Origin of the sequence: Serratia sp. ME47 (genome assembly GCF_903970925.1) — a bacterium.
In the GTDB taxonomy this organism is placed as follows: domain Bacteria; phylum Pseudomonadota; class Gammaproteobacteria; order Enterobacterales; family Enterobacteriaceae; genus Serratia; species Serratia ureilytica.
Window position 1 is genome coordinate 23,965 of record NZ_CAJCKE010000023.1, and the last position, 22,169, is coordinate 46,133.

At 59.6% G+C, this 22,169-nt stretch carries 24 protein-coding genes; 11 read left to right on the forward strand and 13 right to left on the reverse strand.

From position 1 onward, the window contains the following. Window positions 1-37 precede the first annotated feature (37 nt). A complete protein-coding gene (ansP, locus tag H7A77_RS19475) occupies window positions 38-1,504 on the reverse strand; it encodes an L-asparagine permease (RefSeq protein ID WP_033642262.1) in 1,467 nt (488 codons plus the stop codon). 432 nt (window positions 1,505-1,936) lie between these two features. Then, window positions 1,937-2,374 carry a PACE efflux transporter gene (locus H7A77_RS19480; protein WP_033652378.1) on the reverse strand — a complete coding sequence of 146 codons (438 nt, stop codon included), beginning with the start codon at window positions 2,372-2,374 and terminating at the stop codon, window positions 1,937-1,939. A gap of 112 nt (window positions 2,375-2,486) precedes the next feature. Between H7A77_RS19480 and H7A77_RS19485 the strand changes: the two genes are divergently transcribed. Then, complete coding sequence (locus tag H7A77_RS19485) at window positions 2,487-3,380, forward strand: LysR family transcriptional regulator (protein ID WP_033642264.1); 894 nt, start codon at window positions 2,487-2,489, stop codon at window positions 3,378-3,380. A 16-nt stretch (window positions 3,381-3,396) separates the two neighbouring features. Here the strand turns inward: H7A77_RS19485 and H7A77_RS19490 are convergent, their stop codons facing one another. Continuing rightward, complete coding sequence (locus H7A77_RS19490; RefSeq protein WP_164107165.1) at window positions 3,397-3,960, reverse strand: DedA family protein; 564 nt, start codon at window positions 3,958-3,960, stop codon at window positions 3,397-3,399. 50 nt (window positions 3,961-4,010) lie between these two features. After that, on the reverse strand, window positions 4,011-4,688 hold the full coding sequence (locus H7A77_RS19495; protein ID WP_182074532.1) for a DJ-1/PfpI family protein: 678 nt from the start codon (window positions 4,686-4,688) through the stop codon (window positions 4,011-4,013). 91 nt (window positions 4,689-4,779) lie between these two features. Between H7A77_RS19495 and H7A77_RS19500 the strand changes: the two genes are divergently transcribed. From H7A77_RS19500 to pbpG, 3 genes are all read left to right on the forward strand, one after another. Further along, window positions 4,780-5,724, forward strand: coding sequence for a GlxA family transcriptional regulator (locus H7A77_RS19500; protein WP_033642266.1), 945 nt, complete (start codon window positions 4,780-4,782; stop codon window positions 5,722-5,724). A gap of 45 nt (window positions 5,725-5,769) precedes the next feature. Beyond that, window positions 5,770-6,873 (forward strand): adenosylhomocysteinase, encoded by a 1,104-nt coding sequence (locus tag H7A77_RS19505; RefSeq protein WP_182074533.1) that lies wholly within the window; start codon window positions 5,770-5,772, stop codon window positions 6,871-6,873. Between the two features lie 151 nt (window positions 6,874-7,024). Then, on the forward strand, window positions 7,025-7,954 hold the full coding sequence (gene pbpG, locus H7A77_RS19510) for a D-alanyl-D-alanine endopeptidase (RefSeq protein ID WP_047572272.1): 930 nt from the start codon (window positions 7,025-7,027) through the stop codon (window positions 7,952-7,954). 34 nt (window positions 7,955-7,988) lie between these two features. Here the strand turns inward: pbpG and H7A77_RS19515 are convergent, their stop codons facing one another. Then, a complete protein-coding gene (locus H7A77_RS19515) occupies window positions 7,989-8,444 on the reverse strand; it encodes a GNAT family N-acetyltransferase (RefSeq protein WP_182074534.1) in 456 nt (151 codons plus the stop codon). Between the two features lie 76 nt (window positions 8,445-8,520). Between H7A77_RS19515 and H7A77_RS19520 the strand changes: the two genes are divergently transcribed. The 3 genes from H7A77_RS19520 to H7A77_RS19530 all read left to right on the forward strand — a co-directional run bounded on the left by H7A77_RS19520 (window position 8,521) and on the right by H7A77_RS19530 (window position 11,015). After that, on the forward strand, window positions 8,521-8,925 hold the full coding sequence (locus tag H7A77_RS19520; protein WP_033652382.1) for a VOC family protein: 405 nt from the start codon (window positions 8,521-8,523) through the stop codon (window positions 8,923-8,925). A 119-nt stretch (window positions 8,926-9,044) separates the two neighbouring features. Continuing rightward, window positions 9,045-9,974 carry an alpha/beta fold hydrolase gene (locus tag H7A77_RS19525; RefSeq protein WP_255443890.1) on the forward strand — a complete coding sequence of 310 codons (930 nt, stop codon included), beginning with the start codon at window positions 9,045-9,047 and terminating at the stop codon, window positions 9,972-9,974. A 120-nt stretch (window positions 9,975-10,094) separates the two neighbouring features. Beyond that, window positions 10,095-11,015 carry a DUF808 domain-containing protein gene (locus tag H7A77_RS19530; RefSeq protein ID WP_033642270.1) on the forward strand — a complete coding sequence of 307 codons (921 nt, stop codon included), beginning with the start codon at window positions 10,095-10,097 and terminating at the stop codon, window positions 11,013-11,015. 229 nt (window positions 11,016-11,244) lie between these two features. Here the strand turns inward: H7A77_RS19530 and H7A77_RS19535 are convergent, their stop codons facing one another. The 7 genes from H7A77_RS19535 to H7A77_RS19565 form a co-directional block, all read right to left on the reverse strand. After that, on the reverse strand, window positions 11,245-11,787 hold the full coding sequence (locus H7A77_RS19535) for a GNAT family N-acetyltransferase (RefSeq protein ID WP_182074535.1): 543 nt from the start codon (window positions 11,785-11,787) through the stop codon (window positions 11,245-11,247). 401 nt (window positions 11,788-12,188) lie between these two features. Next, window positions 12,189-12,590, reverse strand: coding sequence for a hypothetical protein (locus H7A77_RS19540; RefSeq protein ID WP_182074536.1), 402 nt, complete (start codon window positions 12,588-12,590; stop codon window positions 12,189-12,191). 2 nt (window positions 12,591-12,592) lie between these two features. Next, entirely contained in the window at window positions 12,593-13,756 is a 1,164-nt protein-coding gene (locus H7A77_RS19545; protein WP_182074537.1) for a hypothetical protein, read from the reverse strand. A gap of 485 nt (window positions 13,757-14,241) precedes the next feature. Further along, complete coding sequence (locus tag H7A77_RS19550) at window positions 14,242-15,054, reverse strand: MetQ/NlpA family lipoprotein (RefSeq protein ID WP_072628126.1); 813 nt, start codon at window positions 15,052-15,054, stop codon at window positions 14,242-14,244. 130 nt (window positions 15,055-15,184) lie between these two features. Beyond that, entirely contained in the window at window positions 15,185-16,036 is an 852-nt protein-coding gene (locus tag H7A77_RS19555) for a DUF1460 domain-containing protein (RefSeq protein ID WP_033642273.1), read from the reverse strand. Window positions 16,037-16,140: 104 nt separating this feature from the next. Beyond that, window positions 16,141-16,683 carry a GNAT family N-acetyltransferase gene (locus tag H7A77_RS19560; RefSeq protein WP_033652386.1) on the reverse strand — a complete coding sequence of 181 codons (543 nt, stop codon included), beginning with the start codon at window positions 16,681-16,683 and terminating at the stop codon, window positions 16,141-16,143. Continuing rightward, the gene (locus H7A77_RS19565) at window positions 16,683-17,150 is read right to left on the reverse strand and encodes an acyltransferase (RefSeq protein ID WP_069100124.1); all 468 of its coding nucleotides are present in this window, start codon (window positions 17,148-17,150) and stop codon (window positions 16,683-16,685) included. The genes H7A77_RS19560 and H7A77_RS19565 overlap by 1 nt, the downstream gene beginning before the upstream one ends. Window positions 17,151-17,354: 204 nt before the next feature. Between H7A77_RS19565 and H7A77_RS19570 the strand changes: the two genes are divergently transcribed. Next, complete coding sequence (locus tag H7A77_RS19570) at window positions 17,355-17,945, forward strand: Yip1 family protein (protein WP_019453944.1); 591 nt, start codon at window positions 17,355-17,357, stop codon at window positions 17,943-17,945. A gap of 62 nt (window positions 17,946-18,007) precedes the next feature. Here H7A77_RS19570 and H7A77_RS19575 read toward each other — a convergent pair whose 3' ends face one another. Next, window positions 18,008-18,859 (reverse strand): DMT family transporter, encoded by an 852-nt coding sequence (locus H7A77_RS19575; protein WP_072628124.1) that lies wholly within the window; start codon window positions 18,857-18,859, stop codon window positions 18,008-18,010. Window positions 18,860-19,408: 549 nt separating this feature from the next. Here H7A77_RS19575 and H7A77_RS19580 point away from each other — a divergent pair. Genes H7A77_RS19580 through H7A77_RS19590 form a run of 3 tightly spaced genes read left to right on the forward strand, consistent with a single transcriptional unit; the run spans window position 19,409 to window position 22,165 of the window. After that, complete coding sequence (locus tag H7A77_RS19580) at window positions 19,409-20,188, forward strand: ABC transporter ATP-binding protein (RefSeq protein WP_232096733.1); 780 nt, start codon at window positions 19,409-19,411, stop codon at window positions 20,186-20,188. Between the two features lie 16 nt (window positions 20,189-20,204). Then, entirely contained in the window at window positions 20,205-21,161 is a 957-nt protein-coding gene (locus H7A77_RS19585; RefSeq protein ID WP_182074538.1) for an ABC transporter substrate-binding protein, read from the forward strand. After that, window positions 21,158-22,165 carry an iron ABC transporter permease gene (locus tag H7A77_RS19590; protein ID WP_147837735.1) on the forward strand — a complete coding sequence of 336 codons (1,008 nt, stop codon included), beginning with the start codon at window positions 21,158-21,160 and terminating at the stop codon, window positions 22,163-22,165. The genes H7A77_RS19585 and H7A77_RS19590 overlap by 4 nt, the downstream gene beginning before the upstream one ends. Window positions 22,166-22,169 lie beyond the last annotated feature (4 nt).

Sequence of the window (22,169 nt, forward strand, 5' to 3'; positions counted from 1 at the left end):
GGATAAAAAAAACCGCCCCGGAGGGCGGTTTGTCGATTCAGTGCGGGTTCTGCTCTTCGTGAGCCTGCTGTTCCAGCTTCACTTCCTGCGCGCGTTTGCGCAGGCCGAACCAGCCCAGCGTCAGCAGCACCGCCAACACCGGAATGGTGGCGATGGTCCAGGTGCCGTTCGGGTAGTCGAAGGCCATCATTACCACCACGATCAGCAGGAACGCCAGCGTCAGCCACGAAGTGAACGGCGCGCCCGGCATTCTGAACGACACCGGCTGAGCGCGGCCTTCGCGCACGGCTTTGCGCAGGCGCATCTGGCAAACGATGATAAACGCCCAGGAGGCGATGATGCCCAGCGAGGCGATGTTCAGCACGATCTCGAACACCTGCGACGGCACCAGGTAGTTGAGCACCACGCCGATCACGTAGATGCCGCAGGTGACCAGGATGCCGGCGTAAGGCACCTGCTGGCTGCTCATTTTGGCCATCAGCTTCGGCGCGGAGCCGCCCATCGCCAGCGAACGCAGGATGCGGCCGGTGGAGTAGAGGCCGGAGTTGAGGCTGGACAGCGCGGCGGTCAATACCACGATGTTCATGATGGTGCCGATGTAAGGCACGCCCAGCTTGCTGAAGAAGGTGACGAACGGGCTTTGGCCGGCCTGATAGGCGTTCCACGGCAGCAGCAGCACCAGCAGCACCACGGAGCCGACGTAGAACAGACCGATACGCCAGATCACGCTATTGATCGCTTTAGGCATCATTTTGGCCGGATCTTTACACTCGCCGGCGGCGGTGCCGATAAGCTCGATGCCGGCGAAGGCGAAGATCACCCCTTGCACCAGCACCAGCGCCGGCAGCAGGCCGTGCGGGAACATGCCGCCGTTTTCGGTGATCAGGTGCATGCCGGTGGTGTGGCCGGCCACCGGCGTGCCGGTACCGAGGAAGACGACGCCGACAATCAGGAACAGCGCGATGGCGGCGACCTTGATCAGCGCGAACCAGAACTCCATCTCGGCGAACCACTTCACGCCGATCATGTTCATGGTGGCGACGATGCCGAGCGCGCCGAGGGCGAACAGCCACTGCGGCACGTCGGCGAAGGTGCCCCAATAGTGCATGTACAGCGCAACGGCGGTGATGTCGACGATGCCGGTCATCGCCCAGTTGAGGAAATACATCCAACCGGCGACGTAAGAGGCTTTTTCACCGAGGAACTCGCGAGCGTAAGAAACGAAGCTGCCGCTGGAAGGGCGATGCAGCACCAGTTCGCCCAGCGCGCGCAGGATGAAGAAAGAGAAGATCCCGCACACCAGATAGACCAGCGCCAGCGCCGGCCCGGCCAGTTCGAGACGGCCGCCGGTACCGAGGAACAAGCCGGTGCCGATGGAGCCGCCGATGGCGATCATTTGGATTTGCCGGTTGCCCATGCTTTTGTGATAACCGGATTCATGAGAGTCTAGCCAGCGTCTTCTGGCGGCGTGTTTTTCATCCGCAGACTGTTTTTGTGAGTGCATTATCTGTCCTGTTTACCTGTCTATGTTAACCCTGCTCTTACCGAGAGCAAACGATTGCTATGACCAATCGTCATGAGAATGAGGTCGTGGCATCATTCCGCTGTTTATTGTGTATACAGCCATCATTAAAATAACGGCGAAGCATGCTACCTTTTCTCCGTAATGGTGGCAAAAAATACTGCGCATAAAACGTGAACAAGTGTGTTTATTTTTTAATCCAAATATAAAAGGATATATTATTCAAAAAGATGTGATGTTTTATCAAGACGGAAATATCGAGGAATAAAAAGTGATTAAAATCACAAAATAATAATTACCGTGCAAATTACAGGGTGTTGTTCTTATATTTCGCGGTGAGAAATAAGGGGAAAGGAAATGGCGACCCGCGCAGAAAATGGCATCAGCAGCGGGTCGGTTGGCGCGTAACGAGTCTTAGGCCGATTCACCGGCCGGCAGGGCCGATGCGGGCAGGCCGAACAGCTTGTCGAATGCCCAATTGAACACGAAGGTATAACAAGGAATGATGACGATCAACGCCATATCCAGCAGCAGCGCCTGCCACAGCGTGATGCCCATCCACCAGGCGATCAGCGGGATCAGATACACTACCAGCGTCAACTGAAAGCCGACGGCGTGCAAAATGCGGCGTTTGAGCGTGCGGGCGCGCGACGCCTGGCGGCTTTCCCACCACTCGAATACATAGTTGTAAATAAAGTTCCAGCTTACCGCGATGGTGGTGATCACCACCGCCAGCGGCCCGGTGGTGCTTGGCGCGTGGCCCGACAGCAGCGCCAGCCCCAACGCCGAGATCGCCATGCCGATGATTTCATAAGCGGTGACATACACCAGTTTGCGTTTGACGCCTTGCATCGTTTTCTTCCGATCTGTTTTTAGTTGCCTCTGTGGCGACGGCGGCTAAGATAACCTCAATCACATTGATAGAAAAAGTCAGGAGTTGTCAGTTAATCTGACAGGTTGAACAATGAATTTTTCCAGCGACAACATCGAACTGTTTTTGGCGGTGCTCGATCGCGGCTCGTTTTCCGCCGCCGCCCGCGCGCTGCGGCGCGTGCCCTCCGCCGTCAGCATGGCCATCGCCAACATGGAGGCGGAGCTCGGTTTCGCCTTGTTCGACCGTTCTCACCGTGAACCGACGCCGACCGCGCTGGCGTTGGCTCTGGCGCCGCACGCCCGCCTGATCGCCGGGCAGCTCAAGCAGCTGCAGGTGCACGCCATCGAACTGTCCCAGGGGCTGGAGAGCCGGCTTTCGATCGGCGTGGCGTCGGATATCAACGGCGCCGGCCTGCTGGCGGCGGTGAAAACGCTGTCGCAGCGTTATCCGCTGCTGAACATCGAAGTGCTCAGCGCGCCGCAGGACGACGTGTTGCACATGCTGCACGAGGGGCGCATCGGCGTTTGTCTGGCGTTCGGCGGGCTGAACGTCAACAGCGCGGAACAGTTCCACTTCGTGGGCGCGGAGTCACTGGTGGCGATGCTGTCACCGCAGCACCCGGCGCTGGACGGCGCGGCGGGCGAGCTGTTTCTCGAGGATCTGGTCAACGTGCGGCAGATCATGGTAGCCAGCCGCGATCTGCCGATCGGCGATCTGCGTCCCCAGGTGGCGGAGGCTTACTGGCGCACCGACAGCCTGCCGATGGCGCTGAACATGGTGGAAGCGGGTCTGGGGTGGGGCAATTTTCCGCTGTCGTTGGCCGAGCCGCTGCTGGCGCAGGGGCGGTTGGTGCGGCTGAAGTTCAAAAACACCAAGAACGAGCTGCGCTTGCCGATGCATTTGATCTGGCTTAAGAATCGCCCGTTGGACAAAGCGGCGCGCGAACTGGTCGCGCTGATGCGCGAGGCGCCGCAGGAAAGCTGACGCCCGCTGCGTTTGCTTACTCCGGGTGGCGTTTACGCCACCAGAAACGCACCAGCAGGATGGCGACGATCGCCAGCGCGACAAACAGCAGGCTGGAGAGCTTTTTGTCGAAGCCGGTAACGAAGCGTTCGATCGCCTGGCCGCCAAAATAACCGAGCATGACGAAGATCGTCGCCCATAACATGGCGCCGAGGATGTTCAACGGCACGAAGCGCGACGGCGGCAGGCGGCTGGCGCCGATCAACACCGGGCCGATGATGCGGAAACCGTACATGAAACGCACCCCGATAACGAACAGCATCGGGTGGCGGGCGATCAGCCTTCTGGCGCGCGCGATGCGTTTTTCCTGTCCCTTGAGCCGCGAGATGACGCGGCCTTCAAACCGGCGGCCGGCGAAGTACAGCAGCTGGTCTCCCATCATGCCGCCCAGCGCCACCACTGCGATCACCCACGGCCAGTGCAACAGCCCTTCATGAGCGGCGATGCCGCCCAGCAGCGTGATGGTTTCCCCTTCCGCCAGGCAGCCGATAAACAACGCCCAGTAACCGTAGTCCGTAATATAGTGGGCTAAATCGGTCATTCCTTACTCCTTATGTGGCTGACGCATAAGGGCAAGTATACGCCCGATTGCTAACCTTGGGCGATCTGGGCCACCAACGCTCTGCGCCGCTGCAGGCTCTCCGCCATCTGCGCCTGTACCCTGGCGTAAATGTGCGGCGGGGCCAATTCCGGCGTGCCGCCCTCGAACGGCGGCGCCGGGGCGTATTCCAGATAGAGCTGGATCATTTGGGCGGTCTCTTCGCCGTGCAGTTCGGCGATCAGCGCCAGTGCGAAATCGATGCCGGCGGTGACGCCGCCGCCGCTGATCACATTGCCGTCGCGCTCCACGCGCGCTGAGCTCGGCACGGCGCCGAACAGCTTCAGGCTGTCGCGCATCGACCAGTGGCAGGCGGCGCTTTTGCCTTGCAGCAGACCGGTGGCGGCCAGGATCAGCGAACCGGTGCACACCGAGGTCAGGTAGCGGGCATCGGCGCCCAGCCGACGGATCTGCTGCATGAAGGCCTCATCTTGCAGCGCCTGGGTGCAGCCGCTGCCGCCCGGTACGCACAGCACGTCGCAGCGCGCGATCTCCGGCAGCGGGCGCAGCTGGGTGAAGTGCAAGCCTTCCGACTCGACATCCGCGCCGTCTACCGAGGCGACGACGATTTCCGCGCCCGGCATGCGGCGCAGGAACTGCAAGGGGCCCGTGAAGTCGAGCTGGGTGACGCCTTGATAGATGGGAAATACAATCACGAGTGATTCAGACATGATATTCGCCTCATTTTTATCGTTGGACCTGGGTCATAATAGCCGCCCTGTTTTTGGCTGATATGACAGATAACCCTCAAAAAGCGCCATCATGAAAACGATCGGTTTTGTGGTTTTTCCCGGTTTTAACCTGCTGGACTTTGCCGGGCCGCTGGCGGCGTTCGATAACGTCAGCCAGTTCACCGACCCGCCGGCCTACCGTTGTGTGGCGATCTCGCCGCAGGGCGGCATGGTCGCCAGCTCGGCCGGGGTGGAAATCGCCACGCAGCCGTGCGGCGACGAGCGTTTCGATACGTTGGTGGTGGCCGGCGGCAGCGGCAACGTGATGGCGGCGCAATCACCGGCGCTGGCGGCGTTCCTGGCCAACCAAAGCCGACGAGCGCGGCGCATCGCCAGCGTATGTACCGGCGCGTTTATTCTGGCGGCCTGCGGGCTGCTGGACGGCAAGCGCGCCACCACTCACTGGTATCACGCGGCGCGGCTGCAGCAGAACTACCCGCGCATTCGCGTCGACAGCAACCGCATCTTCATTCGCGACGGGGATATCTGGACCTCGGCCGGCATCAGCGCCGGCATCGATCTGGCGTTGGCGCTGATCGAAGACGACCTGGGCGCCACCCTGGCGGCGGCCGTGGCGCGGCAGCTGGTGGTCTATCACCGCCGCCCCGGCGGGCAGTCGCAGTACTCGCTGCTGCTGGCGCTGAATCCGTCGTCGGATCGCATGCGCACCGCGCTGTCGTACGCGCGCGAGCATTTGCATCTGCCGCTGTCGGTGGCGGATCTGGCCGACGCCGCCTGCCTGAGCGAGCGGCAATTCGGCCGGCTGTTCCGCGCCGAAACCGGGCAGACGCCGGCCAAGGTGATCGAGCAGCTGCGGGTAGAGGCGGCCAGAGGGCGTATTGAAGAGAGCGCCGAACCGCTGGAGGCGATCGCCCGCTCGGTGGGGTTCAGCGATCCGGAGCGTATGAGGCGGGCGTTTATCCGCGTATTTGGCCTGTCTCCGCAGGCGATCCGCCGGCTTGGCCGCGCGGGATAACTTTTTTGCCACGCCTGGCGGCGGGGCGCATCAGAGGAGCAACGGATGTATCAGGATTTTGAGAGCGAATTGAGCTGGGCGATGCGCCATATGCCGCGCACCCGGGCGGCGGTGGCGGCGTTGCCGGACCTGCACGGGGTGCGGTTGGCGTGCAATATGCACCTGGATCTGAAAATGGCGCCGCTGGTGGCCGGCCTGCTGGACAAGGGCGCGGCGATCTTTCTGACCACCTGCAATCCCACCACGGTACAGAACGACGTGGTGGCCTGGCTGGAACGGCGGGGCGCGCAGGCTTACGCCTGGCGCGATATGAACGCCGGCGAATGGTCGGAATCTTTCGATCGCGCGCTGGCCTGGCGGCCGACTCACCTGTGCGAAATGGGAGCGGATCTGACCACCCGTCTGCACCAATCGTCGAACGGCCCGCAGATCGTCGCCGGGCTGGAGGCCACCGGATCAGGCATCAGCCGGTTGAACGGCGTGGCGCCGCGCTACCCGATCTTCAACTGGGACGATCTGCCGGTGAAAGAAGGGCTGCATAACCGGCACATGGTTGGGCTGACCGCCTGGCATACCTTCTTCCAGACCACCCATTTGACGCTGCACGAGAAGCGCGTGCTGGTGATCGGTTACGGCCTGGTCGGGCAGGGCACGGCGGCCGCGGCCAGAGCCTACGGCGGCCAGGTGATGGTGGCGGAAATCGATCCGGCGCGTGCGCTGCAGGCGCGTTATGACGGCTGGCAGGTGGTGGATCTGGCGAGCGCGGTCGTGCAGGCGGACGTTATCGCCACCGCGACCGGCGCGAAAAACGTGCTCTCGGCGCAGCATCTGCAACAGGCGCAGGACGGCGTATTTATCCTCAACGTCGGCCACGTGGCCGAAGAGATCGACGTCGGCTTCCTCAAGAGCCTGCCGCACCACGAGCCGATGCCTTATGTGAATGCTTACCAACTGAATGAAAAGACGGTCTATTTGCTGGCCAACGGCTCGATGTTCAACCTGACCGCCGGCTATGGCGACAGCCTTAACGCCTTCGACGTCACGCTGGCGGTGATGGCGGCCGGCATCGGCCATATCGTCGGCGCGGGAGCGCGGCAAACGCCGGGGCTGTACCTGTTGCCGCAGTCGGCGTGGCAGCCGGCACTGTAACTTTTTCCCCGCGGGCGTTCATCCCAGAGCGCCCGCGGGCTGTACCGATTTTCGGCCGACAGAATTTGTCACAAATCCGCCATACAATCCCAGTGCCAAGCGCTGAACCCTCACATATAATTCGCTGAGTTCAAGCCCCCATTTCAGAGTAATGCCTGTGAAAATACGTGTTTTGGTTCTGACTCTGCTCGCTTTACAGACGGGCGCGGGCTTTGCGCCGCGCGCGCTGGCCAGCGATAACGCCGCCGCCCTGCACGCCGCCCAGCCGGAGCTGGCTTCCGGCAGCGCGATGGTCGTCGATATGCAAACCCATAAGGTGATGTACGCGCGCAACCCGGATGAGGTGGTGCCGATCGCCTCGATCACCAAGCTGATGACCGCCATGGTCACGCTGGACGCGCACCTGCCGCTCGACGAGATGCTGTCGGTGGACATCCACCAGACGCCGGAGATGAAAGGGGTGTATTCGCGGGTGCGGCTGAACAGCGAAATCAGCCGCAAGGATATGCTGCTGCTCGCGCTGATGTCGTCGGAAAACCGCGCGGCCGCCAGCCTGGCGCACCACTATCCGGGCGGCTACAGCGCCTTCATTAAAGCGATGAACGCCAAGGCCAGGGCGCTCGGCATGACCAATACCCATTATGTGGAACCGACCGGGCTCTCTATTCATAACGTGTCGACGGCGCGCGATTTGACCAAACTGCTGATCGCCACCAAGCAATATCCGTTGATCGGCCAGCTCAGCACCACCACCGAACGCATGGCCAGCTTCAAGGATCCCAACTACACGCTGCCGTTCCGCAACACCAACCACCTGGTGTACAACCCGAAATGGAACATTCAACTGACCAAGACCGGCTTCACCAACCAGGCGGGGCACTGCCTGGCGATGCGCACCGTGATCGGCAACCGCTCGGTGTCGCTGGTGGTGCTGGACGCCTTCGGCAAATACACCCACTTTGCCGACGCCAACCGTCTGCGCAGCTGGATTGAAACCGGCAAGGTGACGCCGATCCCGGCTGCCGCGCGTGACTATCGCCGCCAAAAAGACGCCCGTCTGGCGAAGAACGACAGCGAATAACCCGCCTGGCGGTCCGCCCGTTTGCGGCGGGCCGCTATCGGCCCTCGGGCCGTCTGATGACAAATCCCCGCTCGCGATCGCCGTCGAAGCCCGCTTTCAGGTAGAGCTGGTGCGCGCCGGTGCGTTGCTGCCCCGACAACAGCATCACCTTGTAACAGCCTTTGCGCCAGGCCAGCTGCAGCGCGTATTCGATCATGGCGAGCGCCACGCCGTGGCCGCGGTAGGGCTCCGCCGTCACCACGTGTTCGATGACGCCGAACGGTTGTGCCTGATGCGCCAGCCCCGGGATCAGCGCCAGCATGCAGGTGGCGATCGGGTGATCTTCTTTCGCCGCCACCACCAGACGGATCGCCGGATCGTCCAACAGGCGTTGCAGGGTACGGCGCGCATCGTCGGCGCGCAGCGGCGCGTCCTGCGGGCGCAGCTCGTGATACAAGGCTAACAGGCCGTTGAGATCGTCCGGCTGCGCCAGGCGATGAATGATGCTCATGGTTGCTCCTTTCCGCCGCTTCAACGGTAATCCGCTATCCTCCATTAATACCACAACGTTTGCCGGAGGGGATGTTATGAGTCAGGTTTCGACCTTTGTCATGTTCCAGGGAGAGGCGCAGCGGGCGATCGATCTCTACAGCCAGGTGTTCGAGCGTTTTCGGCTCATGCAGGTGCAGCATTACGATCCGACGCCGGACGGCCGGCGGTTGATCAAGCATGCGTCCATCGATTTTGATCGGCAGAACCTGGTGTTTACCGATAGCCCGATCAGCCATGACTTCAGCTTTACCCCGGCGGTGTCGCTGTTCATCAACCTGCCTAACGAAGAAGCGTTGGAGCGGGCGTTCCATCGGCTGGCGGAGGGCGGCAAGGTGCTGATGCCGCTCGATGACTACGGCTTCAGCGCCCGTTTCGGCTGGCTCAACGATCGTTTCGGCCTTTCCTGGCAGCTCAATGTGCCGGCGGGCGATCTGCCCTGAGCTCAGCGCGCGGTGTGCAAAAGGGATGGTAGCGCCTACTGTTGTTTCATATGCTTATCGCCATGGCGGCAGGGCTCTCTGCCGTGGGCAATACCGACAACATCATGGAAAGGTGCGCTTTGATTGATTTTGACCGCTATGTTGAGCAAGCGAAGTCTTACGGAGAGTGGCCGGGCGGGCATGTGGACATGTCGTCCGGTTGCGTCGAGGGGTTGAGCTATCGTCTGTATCGGCACGCAGCCGAGAGTGAAGACGCGATCGTGGTTTATCACGGCGGCGGGGTGAACAGCGCCGCCGGGTATGACGTTCTTGCGCGCCAGCTGGCCGCCGAGCCGACGCTCGCGGTGTGTCTGGTGGATATCCGTGGACATGGCGATTCCACGGGAGAGCGGGGGACGGTTGAGCGGCCTGAGCGTATTTGGCGCGATGTCGATGTCATCCTGGCGGAAATGCGCCGCCGGTTTCCGTTGGCGCGCAGGCACCTGCTGGGCCATTCGAGCGGCGCCGGCATGTTGCTCAACTACCTGACCCGTTACCCTGGCGAACAGCAGGCGGACAGCCTGATCATGCTGGCGCCCGAGCTGGGGCCATTTTCCGGGATGGCCCGCGATCTGGCGGCGACGGCCCGTTTTGCGCAGGTGCGACAATGGCCGTTTGTCGCCAATGCGCTCAGCGGCGGGCGCTGGTTTGGGCACGTTCGGGCGGTCAGCCTGAATTTTCCCCCGGCTGTGCTGGCCGCCGCCCCCGATTTTGTCTGCCAATACAGCGTCAATATGGCTAACGCGTTGACGCCTCGCGCCCCGGCCAGGCAACTGGCGGCGCTGCGATTACCGACCTTGCTGCTGGCGGCAGCGCAGGATGAGTTGTTCAATGCGCAAGCGATGCAGCGCTTCGTCGAGCAACATGGCAACGCCCAAACCGCCTTTGGTTTGCTTGAAGGCAGCACGCATTTATCGTGCGTATTTGATGCCCATCGCCTTGTCCTTCAACATATCTCGCGTGCGGCCGCTACCGGATCCGATGAGGGGCCGGCGGGCGAGGGGGCTTAACGTCGGCGCGGGGCGGCCATTGCTGGCCTGGCGTTTTCCTCTCTCATCCTATATCCCTGCATGGCGCTTAACCGCTATGCTAAACAAATAATAAATGTGAATGTAAAAGGATGAATCATTTTGGCAGGAAGTAGCTTACTCACTCTCATCGACGACATCGCCTCATTGCTGGACGATGTCTCTTTAATGAGCAAGATGGCGGCGAAAAAAACCGCCGGGGTGCTGGGGGACGATCTGGCGCTCAACGCGCAGCAGGTCACCGGCGTTAAAGCCGACCGCGAGCTGCCGGTGGTGTGGAGCGTCGCCAAAGGCTCGCTGATCAACAAGGCGATCCTGGTGCCGTTGGCGCTGCTGATCAGCGCCTTCGCGCCCTGGGCGATTACGCCGCTGCTGATGGTGGGCGGCGCCTACCTGTGTTACGAAGGGTTCGAAAAGGTGTTCCATAGCCTGAGCCCCGGCAAGGCGGCGCAGGAGGAGACATCCGACGGGCCCGGCGCCAATGAGGACGCCGCGGCCTATGAAAAACGCAAGGTCAAGGGGGCGATACGCACCGATTTTGTGCTGTCCGCCGAGATTATCGCCATCACCTTGGGCACGGTCGCCGGCGCCACCTTCAGCCAGCAGGTGATCGTCTTGTGCGGCATCGCCGTCGTGATGACGCTCGGTGTGTACGGCATTGTCGCCGGCATCGTCCGCCTGGACGATCTGGGGCTGTATCTGAGCCGCAAACGCAGCGCGGTGGCGCGCTCCCTCGGCGGCGGCATCGTGCGCGCCGCGCCTTATTTGATGAAAACGCTGTCGATCGTCGGCACTGTCGCCATGTTTATGGTCGGTGGCGGTATTCTGACCCACGGTTTGCCGCCGGTGCATCATCTGTTCGAAGACTGGGCCTCGTACACCACTGTGGTGCCGACGTTTGGCCATCTTTTGCAGGGGGTGATCCCGGCGCTGTTGAACGTGGCGTTCGGGCTGGTGGCCGGCGGTGTCGTGCTGGCGGTGGTGTCGGCGCTGGGCGCCGTGCGCGCGCGTTTCAAGGCTTGATGAAAAGTCTCGCCCCGGGAGGGGCGGGACGTATCAGACGAATTAAAAGATCAGTTTGAGAACGCCGGTAATCGTCAACAAACCCACGATGAAGATGATGGCGACAATCCACAGAATAATTTTCATTGGCTTCTTCCTTACCGGTTAAAGGTGGGGCGCGATTGGCGCTAACTTAATGAAATCATTCTTCACTATAGACGCTATCTCTCTATCGTGCGTCGTCATGCCTTCACGGGCGCCGCTTGTCGCCCGCGCCCAGCGCGCGCTGCATAATCTGCGTGTCGCGCCATTCCCCCAGCTTGAACCCCACCGCTTTTAACGTCCCTGCACTGGTGAAGCCGAGTGACTGATGCAAGGCCAATGAGCCGCGGTTGGCGGCGGAATCGCCGACGATCGCCAGCATCTGGCGCCAGGGGCCTTGTTCGCAGCGGGCGATCAAGGCGCTTAGAAGCGCTCTGCCGATGCCTTTACCCTGTTGCCCTTCGGCGATGTACACCGAGTCTTCCACGGTAAAGCGGTAAGCCGGCCGGGGGCGATAAGGCGTGGCATAACAATAACCCACAATGACGCCTGCGCTTTTCGCCACCAGCCAGGGCAGGCCGGCCTCCCGCACCTTGCTCAGGCGCAGCTGCATTTCCGCCAGCGTCGGCGGCTGCTCTTCAAATGAGGCCGCGCCGTACAGCACGTGCTGGGTGTAAATACGCAGCACGGCGGCCATATCGTTCGGTGTGGCGTCAAGAAGGCTGAGTACGGGGGCGGAGAGCGTTGTCACGTGTCTGTTTACCTTGAAAATCAGCGGATAAACGCCATTATGCGCGCTGCTCGTCGCCGGGATAAATCGGGTTTTCTTATGGTGAGATAAGAAAACCCTATGGGGTCGTCAGCCGCGCATCAGCCGGGTGAGAAAGGCAGGGTTGCCGGCGATATCGCGTTCCCTTATCCAGCGGCTAACCAGTTAGCAAACTTGTAATAATGTACGTAACTTCTACCGTGTGTGTACGGGGATTCTAAAGCCCGATGCCATGTGAGGGGTAGAGCGGAAGTAGGCTCATTTCCATATGTTTGCCATCTGCATATGATCAACATATATGTAGACTCCGCATCTACCCAGTCTGTATTTTACCGATGGTCTATGCCTGCTCCCTTGCCAGCAAGAAGAGCAAAAAACGTAAGTCAGCGGGCAAAAGTTCCTTCGGGATCTTTGATCGTAATAGTGTAGGTTTTATCAAAGCGGCCACCTGTTGCTACATTAGTACCAAATAATCTGCCTGATACTCGTATGTTAACAACGGTAGGTTTAACCGGTATGCCCTTAATCCTGACGCAATTGTGAGCCGGAGAGTCATTGCAATATTCTAAACTTAATCCCGTATCGGAAGGAATAATTTCACCCACAAATTTCTCTTTTCCATTCTTATCCAAAGAAAACACGGCTCCGCCGTTTATATTTATCTCACTGGAATACGGCGCTCCGACTAATGCATCGCTCAGAGAGTTACCATCAGGGGTCACATCGGCATGTAAAGTGCATCCCGATAATATAAATGAAAAAGCAGCAACTGAGAATCTCTTCATGGTCATTTCAATGGTTTAAAAACCATACCCCCGAAGAACCTATTGATAAAAAATTGTAAGTCTTTTTTCTGTTTAATCCAGTTGGTTGAACGCCCCCAAGAGAATAACTTTAAATTAACATGTCCATTGGCATCCTGTGTTACGGGACTATCCCAAACAACCCAGTGCGTAGGTAGGGTTGTGTTGTCTTTACTACCTTCAAGAAGTCCATCATTTATTAATGCTATGACTTTATATCCTTGAGCAATATAATTATTAAACTCTCTAATTCCCTGGACACCAGCCTGAGTAATTCCTGCATTGCTGAATGTTTTTTCATAGCCTGCTTTTTCAAACCATTCCGTTAGTGTTTGCCACATAGTGACTCCGGCGCTAGGGGAATCAAGGGTATCAAAACTAAATATCGCATTTTCTGAATCCCTTAGCCCTGCCAGAGTCATCCAGTCAAGGCCAGAGATGTCATCATAAAAATGGCCCGCAGGATGTTTACATCCTTCTCCTGGAGATATCTTAAGCTCACCGACTTTAGTTTTTCCATATCGCCAAAGCTCCCTTGCAGCCTGAGCATACACATCAGGACGATCTTTTTGCAGGCAATAAAAAAATGCAGCGGGACCGCATACGCTGGCACTTGCCTGAGATGGATAAGACTGGTGATAAAATCGATCGTTGATATCAGAATCAACTTTATTCTTTTCAAACGGATCGTGTGGAGTTCCAATAGGATATTCTTTCGCAATAAATGGACGCTCCGGGATAGTGATTCTAATATGTCTTGTTTCGACCCCTTGGCCCTCAGACTTCGCTGTGCCTTTTGACTCAAAATAACATGGATTCTCTCTCTTAACCGGAGACCAAGCTTTGCCCGATGAAAACTCTTCAAGCGTGTACATTTTAGTGAAAGGAACCGGTGTCATACGGTGCGTATGTAGCAGGGTTTTCCGGTAGAGTATGACTTCCATAATATAAATGGTGGAGAGATAGTCATTTATATCTCCTGTCATGTGACTCTGCGTTTCATAGTTATCCTGAAAAGGCTGTTTTTTTACATCAATCAGGGAGTGTTTATTCCTGTCTGCGTCCATGCGATAAATACACAGATCATACAGCAAAAAATCAGCTGGGACATTAGAGTTAATACGAGTACTGAGGTGGTAAACAGTCATAATTAATCCATTAATATATGTAGGTTAACATTTTCAGCGGATTCAACATAATGCTATGCCGCTATCCCTTAGTTATCGGTGCTCCGTGAGAGTGTTCGGGAACAGCAAAGGCTATCATCGGCGCGCTGAAAATGGAGGGGCTGTCTGTCCCTATGGGCTGGTCTATTGGAGAACGCCGGAAATAAATATACCATACCGAACATATTTTGGGCAAAGTGGTGTTTTATCACCCACATGGCGCTTTAGCGCCATTCATTGATGAGTATTGGAGCAATACGCGTAACGAACGCGATTCCTTCACGGCTGAATGGAGACGGCATTGGCCATTGGTGGTTGATGAGTAGAAGTGGCAACTATCATCGTTTATCTGAAAAACGCATTTGAAAGGTTCCCCTAATGCTGAAATTTTCCTCGATCACGTAACAACAGCGCCATCCGTAGCCCGCTGGTATTGCGGGCACCGGATGAGCCTGAGGTGGCCGAATTTACCAGCCTTTCACCGCGCCGCCGTTGAAGATTTTTTCGGCGGCTTTGGCCACTTCGTCCGACTCATAGGCCTTGATGAAGTTCTGCACGTTCGGCGCGTCCTTGTTGTCTTCGCGAGTGACGATGATATTGGTGTACGGCGAGTCTTTATCTTCGATGAAGATGCCGTCTTTGGTCGGCGACAGGCCGGTTTGGTTGATGTAGGTGGTGCTGATGACGGCGACGGTGACCTTCGGATCGTCCAGCACATGTGGCAACTGCGCGCCTTCCAGCTCCATGATCTGGTAATGATGCGGGTTGGCGCTGATATCCAGCGCGGTAGGCAGCAACCCTTTGCCAGGCTTCAGGCTAATCAGCCCGGTTTTTTCCAGCAGCAGCAGGGCGCGTCCCAGGTTGGTCGGATCGAGCGGAATGGCGATCACCGCCCCGTCCGGCAACTCTCTCAGCGATTTTATCTTTTTGGAGTAGCCGGCCATCGGGAAGACGAAGGTATTGCCGACCGCCACCAGCTTATAGCCGTGATCTTTGTTTTGCTGTTCGAGGAACGGGCGGTGCTGGAACACATTGGCGTCCAGTTCGCCTTTGTCGGTGGCGTCGTTCGGCAGCAGCGAGCCGCTGAAACCGACCAGTTCGACGTCCAGCCCGTATTTCTCTTTCGCCACCTGCCTGGCGACTTCCGCCACGTCCTGTTCCGCGCCGTTGATGACGCCGACTTTGATATGGTTTTGGTCGGTTTTTTGATCGCAGCCCTGAAGCGCCAAGACGGCGGCGAAGGCCGCCGCCAGAGGGGTGATACGCCAGCGTAAGGTCATCGAACTCTCCCTGAAAAGAACAATAAAATCAGTTGGTTTTTGTTCTTACAGCTAAGCCTGAACCGCCGATGAAGTCAAACGCTCGTTCAGCATAAACGGCTATAGCTTATAGCCGTTATGCGATGGGGGATTATCGGCTGAGCGAACGCAGCACCACGATGCCCGGCGTGGCCATCACGTAATCCATAAAGGGTGAATCGACGACCTGCATGTTGGCCTTGCGCGATGAGGCGTTGCGCAGCACCGGGCCGTTGTCGGTCATGACGAAGATGCCGGTATGGGTCACGTCCAGCCCGGCGAGGTTGGTGTAAATGCCGATGTAGTCGCCGGTGCGCAGCTGGGCCAGCACCTTGTCGTCGACGCGGTCGCTGGGAATGTAGGTCACGCTGCGCTGCACGACGGGCAAGCCGGGCAGGTAGCTGCCGCCGTCGGCTTTCTGATTGAGGTTTTTCACCAGGCTGACGGCGTGTGGGCTGAGCTGGGCGGTGATGTCTTCGGCCACTTTTTTCGGCCGCTGCGCCCAGTCGGTGAAGAAGTGTTTGCGCTGCGGGAAGGCGATTTTGCCGTCGACATAGCGGATGTCCACCAGGCGCTGAACGAACTCGGCTTCGCTGCGGGCGGTGCTGAGCGCTTCGACATAATCGATGTAGGTGAAGCAATCCAGCCCGCGGAAGTCGATCACCAACTGCTCGGGCGTGCTCTGCGAACCGATCAGGCGGTTGGCGAGATAGGGCGTGCCGAGGAATTCGCGCGAAATCAAATCGACGGTGCGGCCATGCGGCTGCGCGGCGGGCCAACCGGCGCGCAGTGCGAGGATCTCACGCAGCTTGCTGCGGGTGCTGTCATCCATCTGCGGTTGCAGGTTCGGCGGCGAAACGGCGGCGTCGGTCGGCGGCGTTGCGGGGGTGACGGCGGTGGGGCGATCGGCGCATCCGCTCATGGCGATAGCTAACATCAGTAAAACAGCCTTGTTCTTGTTCATACGGCCCTCCATGGGTGTCGCTGGTTTATCAGAGTAAGTGATAACAGTTCTCATCCGATGGTAGGGGTTAAAAAGTAAACATAACCTCAATGGCAATCGATAAATCAGTAACCGATTTCGCTATTGAACGGCAAATACCAGAACAGCGCGATTTCGTGATCGGCGATCTCCGGTTCGGCGCGGTACAGCAAGCGATCGATGCCGCCGAGGATAAACCCATAGTGCTGGTAGCAGCGGCAGGCCGCCAGGTTGTTGTTCTGCGTTTCGAGCATCATACCTGAGGTTTCCTGCTGCCGCGCCCACTGTTTGGCGCAGTCCAGCAGCGCCCCGGCGATGCCTTGGCGGCGCGCGTCAGCGCTGACGGCTATCTCGTCGATCAGGGTGTAGCCGTTCCAGTTTTTGCTCAGCGTGATGTGGCCAACGGCGTCGTTCTGGCGATAAGCCAGGAAGGTCACGCTGTCTTCGTTGGCGAACGGCGCCAGGGGATAGCGTTTGCGAAACGGCGCCACCGGGCGGGTTGGCCAGCTGTCCACCGGGCTGTCGAACTGCGGCAGGGCGTAACAGGCGATGGTGAAGCTGAAATCGCCGCGGGCCAGATAATCGTCGGGCAACGTCTCAATGGCCGCGATGCGGATGGCCGGGTTCATTACGGCAGCTCCCGCAGCAGACGCGCCGGGTTGCCGGCGTAGATCCCCTTGCGGGTGATGTCGCGGGTCACGACCGCCCCGGCGCCGATCACCGCGTCGCTACAGATCGTCACCGCCAGGATCGTGGCGCCGGAACCGATGGACACCCGATCGCCGATGCAGGTGCGCCCCCAGCTGGCCGGATCGGCGTTGGGCGCGCCGTCCCGGAACAGATCGTTGGCGAAGGTGACGCCGTGGCCGACAAAGCACGCTTCGCCGAGGGTAACGTATTCGCAGATAAAGCTGTGCGACTGAATTTTACTGCGCGCGCCGATGCTGACGTGGCGCTGGATCTCGACGAACGGGCCGACGAAGACATCGTCGCCGAGCCGGCAGCCGTAAAGATTGCAGGGTTCTACCACGGTGACGTTGCGCCCGGCGTCGACGTCGACGATCCCCGCCTGGCGGGTGATGATAGCGGATGACATAACCTTCCTCACAGCCTGGGTTTAATGGGGGGAGTATAAGACAAAGCGCCGCGCCTTTCGCTTTCCGCACGTTTTTTCGCCAAAAGACTATAATTAGTACAGGGGAGAGAGCCCCGTGGCCGCAATCCTCGCACGGGTAGCTGTCCGTCAGAGGTGTGAAATTCGTTCGCCGATCGCGGCCTACGGCGAGATAGGAGGTGTCTCATGGTCAGTCATGTTTGGGGACTTCTGGCGCATCCCAGCGCCGAGTTCGAACAGATCAAAAGCGAGAATGAAAGCGTCTCGCACCTATACACCCATCACGTGTTGCTCTTGGCAGCAATCCCGGTGGTCTGCGCCTTTATCGGCACCACCCAGTTGGGCTGGCTCTCCGGCGAGGGACATGCCATCAGGCTCGACATGTTTACCGCGTTTTATACCGCCGTGGCGTTCTACCTGCTGATGCTGGCAGGCGTAGCGGCCATGGGGAAAGTCATTCACTGGATGGCGCGGCGTTATGAATCGCGCCCAAGCCTGCACCGCTGCATGGTGTTCGCCGGCTACGTGGCGACCCCGATGTTCCTCAGCGGGGTAGTGGCGCTTTATCCGGTCGTCTGGCTGTGTCTGTTTGTCGGCATTATCGGCCTGTGCTATTCGGGCTATCTGCTGAATCTGGGGATCCCGCACTTCCTGAATATCGACAGTAAGGAAGGGTTCATCTTCTCCAGCTCGACCTTCGCCATCGGCATTCTGTTGCTCGAGCTGCTGCTTGGGGTGACGGTGCTGCTGTGGGGGTACGGTTCCTGGTTGTTCTGAGTTAACGGTTGTTGTTATCGCCCCCGCGCCGGTGGAACGGCGCGGGGGCTTTTGTTTTTAGGCTATGCGCGGCGGAAAACCAGCATCACGCCGAGCACGATGCCCACCATGCCCAGCAGGCTCAGCGCGGCCAGCGCGTGGCCGAGCAGCAGATAATCCAGCAGGGCGGTGACCGCCGGGATCAGATAGAACAGGCTGGTCACCTGCACCAGGTTGCCGCGCTGGATCAGCCGATACAGCAAGAACGTCGCCAGCACCGAGATCACCACCGCCATCCACAGCAGCGGCAGCACGAACTCAGGCTTCCATTCGACCCGCAGCGGCTCAAACGGCAGCGCCAACGCACACATCAACAGCCCGACGGCATACTGCAGCGGCAACACCGCCAGCGGCGGCTGCGTCATGCCCTTTTGCAGCAGGGTGCCGGCGGTCATGCAGCCCAAGGCGATAAAGGCGAACAGCATGCCGCTCAGCGAGAAATGGGCCACCATCAGGCTTTGGTACACCACCAGCGTCAGCCCCGCCAACGCCAGCGCCAACCCGAGCGCGCGCAGCCCGGCGCAGCGCCGTTCGGTAATGAACTGGGTCAGGATCGGCTGTACGCCAAGCAGCGTGGCCAGCACGCCGGGGGTAATGCCCCGTTCGAGGGCCAGCAGATAGCAGATCTGATAGCTGCCGATCATCAGCACGCCGATCAACGCTACGCGCCGGCGGGTGCCGGCGGCGGGCAGGCACTGGCGCTGCCACAGGCCGATGGCCAACAGCACCGCCAGCGCGATGGCGCAGCGGAAGAACAGAAAAGCGAAGGCGGAGGCGTGCTCCAACCCCCAACGGGAGAAGATCGCGCCGCTGCTCCAAAGCAGGACGAACAGCGTAGCCAGGCCGGCATTGGCCCAGAGAGAAGGTAATCGCATATCAATTTCACCTGTCGTGAAAATTACAGGCTCCGGCGCGCGCGGCGGTCTACGCCTGAACGCAACAAATCAACATAAGCCGGAGGTAAAAAGTCGGTGTGGCTTAGCGCACGACCACAATGCGTGGCGGGTAAGCGGCAACCGCGGAAACGACAGAGAAAACGGCGGGTGGAGCGGAGGAAGCACACAGCAAAACGACGGCCGGAACGGTCGCGTTTGTCGGATCTGTGCTGTGCGCCAGGTAGGTCATGTGAGTTCCTGAAAACCGTGAATGAAACCAATCGCTTCAAACATAGCCAAGTTCAGCGGGGCGCGCAACCGAAAATCACAGAAGCGTAAATGATAATGAAAACCATTATCATTAAATTGAAGGTGTGCTATGTTGCTGCAAAAACGCAGTTTTAACGCCAGCGCGAAGCGCAAGGGGGTAGGCTCCCCGCCGCCGTTTCCCGTCATGCGTGCGGCAAGAGACTTTACGATTCGTTTTTGCAGAGGGCGCGCAATCGTGATAAAAATACTGATATGTTATAATATAACAATTAACGCATAATGAATTCAGCTCACGACATCCTCCATGTTGATGGGGTTAGCCTGACCGGCCACGGCGGGGCCGCGATACTCGACAACATCCATTTCACGCTGCGCGCCGGTGAGAAGCTGGCGGTGATCGGCCCTAACGGCAGCGGCAAATCCAGCCTGTTGCGCACGCTGATCGGCGAAACGCGGCCGGACAGCGGCGAGATTTACTGGCGAGGGCGCGCCTTGTCCGCGTGGTCGGCGGCGGAACGCGCCAGAAGCATCGCCTTTCTGGCGCAAAACGATCTGCCGGATTTGCGGCTGTCGCTGGAGGACTATGTGGCGTTAGGGCGTTTGCCGCATGGCGAACGGCCCGCGGCGGGAAAACGCATCGTTGACGAGATCATCGGGGAAACCGGCCTGGCGCCGCTCAGGCACCACCCCTTGGGGCGGCTCTCGGGCGGCCAGCGTCAGCGCGCTGCGTTGGCCCGGGCGTTGGCGCAGACTCCCGACCTGTTGTTGTTGGATGAGCCGACCAATCACCTCGATCCCCCCGGGCGTTCGGCGCTGCTGTCGTTAGTAAAACATAAAGCTATCGCCGTGATTGCGGTGCTGCATGACCTGCCCGTGGCGGAGGCGTTCGCCGATCGGATCCTGGTGCTCAACGAAAGCCGCCAGGTGGCCTGCGGCTCGCCCGCGGCGGTGTTGCAAACCCCGGTAATTCTGCCGGTGTTCGGCATGCACAGTTTCAGCGTGGCGCATCCCGTCAGCGGGAAAACGCTGCGTATTTTTGAAGTTCCCCATTGCGCTTGATAAACCAGAGAGAAACATGAACATACGCGTATTCCCCTTGCTCCTGCTGTTGGCCGGCGGAGCGGCAGCGGCTGAAAAATTTCCCGTCATCGTAGAAAGCTGCGGTACGCCGATCACCTTCAATCAGGCGCCGCAGCGCGCCGTCATCAACGACATCAATATGGCCGAGATGGCCTTTGCGCTTCATCTGCAGGATCGGATCGTCGGGCTGACCGGCATCACCGGCTGGTACAAATTGACGCCTGATTTCAAGGCGGCGATGGGCGCCATTCCCGAACTGGCGCCGAAGTATCCCGCTCTGGAAACGTTGCTGGCGGCGCAGCCGGACTTTTTCTTCGCCGGCTGGAATTACGGCATGAAGATCGGCGGCGACGTCACGCCGGAGACGCTCGCGCCGTTCGGCATCAAAACGCTGGTGCTGAGCGAGAGCTGCGTACAGGCCGGCGGCCGGCCGCAGAAGGCCGATATGAACCTGCTGTATGACGATGAGCTGAAGCTCGGCAAGATTTTCGGTAAGCAGCGAGAGGCCGCCGCGCTGGTTGAGGGCTGGCGCCGCCGGTTAGCCGCGCTGCCCGCCAGACCGGCGGGTCAGGCGCCGCTCAAGGTGTTCGTGTATGACTCGGGAGAAGAGAAGCCTTTTACCAGCGGTAAATACGCCATGCCGACGGCGATTGTCGAAGCGGCGGGCGGCCGCAACGTGATGGACGGTTTGGCGGCGAGCTGGACGACGGCATCCTGGGAGGCGGTGGCGGCGGCGGAACCCGACTTCATCATTCTGCTGGATTACCAGACCGGGTCAGGCGCCGAGGCGCTGCGGCGTTTCCTCGAGTCTCATCCGTTGATGAAGTTGACGCCTGCGGTACGGCACCATCGTTATCTGAAACTGCAGTATGCGGAGCTGACGCCGGGGCCGGCCAATATCGGTGCGGTGGAAAAGCTGGCGCGGGCGCTGTACGCGCCGGAGGCTGAATGAACTCGCTGACACGGCGGTTTATGGTGCTCGCGCCGCTGGCGATGTTGACGTTGTGCGGATTAATGGTCTGGAGCCTGCAATTGGGCAGCGTCGCGCTGTCATGGCGGCAGGCGTTGGCGGCGTTAGGGATAGGTTCGGCGCCGCTTTCCGGCATGCTGGACACTATCGTCGTGCAACTGCGCGTGCCTCGGGCCTTGTTGGCGGCGTTGACCGGCGCCGGGCTGGCGATGACCGGCGCGCTGCTGCAGACCACCACCCGCAATGAGCTGGCCGATCCTTTTTTGTTTGGGCTCTCCTCCGGCGCCGCCGCCGGCGCGGTGCTGGTCATCACGCGCTTCGGCGATGCGCTGGGGGCGCTGACGTTGCCGCTGTCCGCTTTCGTCGGCGGCATTCTGTCCGCGTTGGCGGTGATGATCCTGTTTCGCGTCAGCCGGGTCAGGCGCGCCGAGCAGCTTATCGTCTGCGGCCTGGCGGTCTCATTTTTGTTCAGCGCGCTCACCAGCTATCTGGTTTTTTCCGGCGATCAGCGGGCGGCCGGTTCAGTGTTGTTCTGGTCGCTGGGCGGCTTGGGGTTGGCGCGTTGGGATAATCTGTTCATTCCGCTGGTAAGTTTCGCGCTGCTGGCCGGGTTTACGGCGCTGCGTTGGCGGGCGCTGGACGCGCTGCTGGCGGGTGAGCAAACCGCCCATTCGATGGGCGTCAACGTGGCGCGCCTGCGCACCGAGACCTTTCTGTGCTGCGCATTGTCTACAGCGTTTCTCGTTTCGCTGACGGGCGTGATCGGTTTTGTCGGGCTGATGGTGCCTTATCTGGCCCGGCGCCTGGTAGGTGTGCGCCACCGCTTGTCCGTGCCGATGTGCGGCCTGCTGGGGGCGATGCTGCTGACCGGCGGCGACATGCTCAGCCGCAGCCTGATCCCCAATCAGGAGCTGCCCATCGGCATCATTACGGCGGGGCTGGGGGGCGCGTTCATCGTCTCCTTGCTGCTGCGCGCGGAGCGGTGAACGC

Coding starts and splice junctions, on each gene's coding strand:
- H7A77_RS19480 (WP_033652378.1), bottom strand. CDS start 2,374: ATGCAAGGCGTCAAACGCAAACTGGTGTATGTCACCGCTTATGAAATC.
- H7A77_RS19575 (WP_072628124.1), bottom strand. CDS start 18,859: ATGCGATTACCTTCTCTCTGGGCCAATGCCGGCCTGGCTACGCTGTTC.
- H7A77_RS19550 (WP_072628126.1), bottom strand. CDS start 15,054: ATGACCTTACGCTGGCGTATCACCCCTCTGGCGGCGGCCTTCGCCGCC.
- H7A77_RS19520 (WP_033652382.1), top strand. CDS start 8,521: ATGAGTCAGGTTTCGACCTTTGTCATGTTCCAGGGAGAGGCGCAGCGG.
- H7A77_RS19540 (WP_182074536.1), bottom strand. CDS start 12,590: ATGAAGAGATTCTCAGTTGCTGCTTTTTCATTTATATTATCGGGATGC.
- ansP (WP_033642262.1), bottom strand. CDS start 1,504: ATGCACTCACAAAAACAGTCTGCGGATGAAAAACACGCCGCCAGAAGA.
- H7A77_RS19505 (WP_182074533.1), top strand. CDS start 5,770: ATGTATCAGGATTTTGAGAGCGAATTGAGCTGGGCGATGCGCCATATG.
- H7A77_RS19495 (WP_182074532.1), bottom strand. CDS start 4,688: ATGTCTGAATCACTCGTGATTGTATTTCCCATCTATCAAGGCGTCACC.
- pbpG (WP_047572272.1), top strand. CDS start 7,025: ATGCCTGTGAAAATACGTGTTTTGGTTCTGACTCTGCTCGCTTTACAG.
- H7A77_RS19585 (WP_182074538.1), top strand. CDS start 20,205: ATGAACATACGCGTATTCCCCTTGCTCCTGCTGTTGGCCGGCGGAGCG.
- H7A77_RS19570 (WP_019453944.1), top strand. CDS start 17,355: ATGGTCAGTCATGTTTGGGGACTTCTGGCGCATCCCAGCGCCGAGTTC.
- H7A77_RS19565 (WP_069100124.1), bottom strand. CDS start 17,150: ATGTCATCCGCTATCATCACCCGCCAGGCGGGGATCGTCGACGTCGAC.
- H7A77_RS19485 (WP_033642264.1), top strand. CDS start 2,487: ATGAATTTTTCCAGCGACAACATCGAACTGTTTTTGGCGGTGCTCGAT.
- H7A77_RS19545 (WP_182074537.1), bottom strand. CDS start 13,756: ATGACTGTTTACCACCTCAGTACTCGTATTAACTCTAATGTCCCAGCT.
- H7A77_RS19500 (WP_033642266.1), top strand. CDS start 4,780: ATGAAAACGATCGGTTTTGTGGTTTTTCCCGGTTTTAACCTGCTGGAC.
- H7A77_RS19555 (WP_033642273.1), bottom strand. CDS start 16,036: ATGAACAAGAACAAGGCTGTTTTACTGATGTTAGCTATCGCCATGAGC.
- H7A77_RS19490 (WP_164107165.1), bottom strand. CDS start 3,960: ATGACCGATTTAGCCCACTATATTACGGACTACGGTTACTGGGCGTTG.
- H7A77_RS19590 (WP_147837735.1), top strand. CDS start 21,158: ATGAACTCGCTGACACGGCGGTTTATGGTGCTCGCGCCGCTGGCGATG.
- H7A77_RS19580 (WP_232096733.1), top strand. CDS start 19,409: ATGAATTCAGCTCACGACATCCTCCATGTTGATGGGGTTAGCCTGACC.
- H7A77_RS19560 (WP_033652386.1), bottom strand. CDS start 16,683: ATGAACCCGGCCATCCGCATCGCGGCCATTGAGACGTTGCCCGACGAT.
- H7A77_RS19515 (WP_182074534.1), bottom strand. CDS start 8,444: ATGAGCATCATTCATCGCCTGGCGCAGCCGGACGATCTCAACGGCCTG.